The following is a 1,014-nucleotide window of genomic DNA, read 5'->3' as shown; positions in this document are numbered from 1 at the left end:
TTTACGAAAAGCAATGTCATAAAACTCTTGTTTCATCGTGCGATGAAAGCGTTCACAAATACCATTTGTTTGAGGTGAACGGGCTTTTGTTCTGGTGTGATCTACATCTTCGATCGCTAAATAAAGCTGATAAGCGTGATGTTCTATCTTGCCGCAATACTCTGTTCCCCGATCAGTTAAAATGCGTAGCAATGGAGTATCTCGCTCTTCAAACCAGGGGATTACACTTTCATTCAGCGCATGAGCTGCCGTCACTGCATTTTTTTCGGTATACAGGCAAGCAAATGCAACCCTGCTGTAGGTATCAACAAATGTCTGCTGATAAATTCTTCCAACACCTTTCATTGTTCCAACGTAATAGGTGTCTTGGGAGCCGAGATAGCCTGGGTGTTCAGTCTCAATTTCTCCATGTGCTTCTTTTTCTTGTTTTGCTTTCTCAAGTGCTTGCAGTTGCTCTTCCGTCAGCAAAATTCCATCTTGTGCTGATTTGGCTTCAAGCGCTTTGAGCCTCTTCTTGAACGTCTCAAGGCCATTCCTTAACCAGACTGATCGCACACCACTACTCGATACTATGACCCCTCTCTGTAACAGTTCGTTTGATGCACGGAGTTGACCTAACGCTGGGTTTTCAATGGCTAAATCAATGACTGCCTGCTCAATATGCTCAGGAACACGGTTTTTCACATTTGGCCTCTTCTTGCTAATCTCTTGCAAAGCTTCTTCGCCACCCGTTTCATAAAGCTTTTTGAAGCGATAAAAACTATCTCGAGAATACCCCATCACTTCGCATGCCTTAGAAACATTACCTAATTGTTTAGCTAATTCTAAAACTCCTAGTTTAGGCTTAATTATTTTTTCTGATAAACTTGTCATCACAACACTCCTTGTGTGATTAATTATCCATATTGAAAATTTAGTTCAATATGGCCCAAGTGTCAGATTAGATCTAAAGTTCTACAACTTTAGCGCTTTGTGATCATTTTCAATGCAGTTGTTTAAATACTTCACTCGCCT

At 40.9% G+C, this 1,014-nt stretch carries 1 protein-coding gene; it reads right to left on the bottom strand.

Features of this window, described 5'->3' with window-relative positions; all coding sequences use genetic code 11:
* Window positions 1-873, bottom strand: an 873-nt coding sequence (locus C200_RS04655; protein ID WP_033923690.1) for an IS481 family transposase, incomplete at its 3' end; no start/stop codon positions are given.
* Window positions 874-1,014 lie beyond the last annotated feature (141 nt).

Source organism: Piscirickettsia salmonis LF-89 = ATCC VR-1361, assembly GCF_000297215.2.
Classification (GTDB): domain Bacteria; phylum Pseudomonadota; class Gammaproteobacteria; order Piscirickettsiales; family Piscirickettsiaceae; genus Piscirickettsia; species Piscirickettsia salmonis.
Note: the sequence above shows the minus strand (reverse complement) of the source record. Positions and strands in the feature narration are given on the sequence as shown.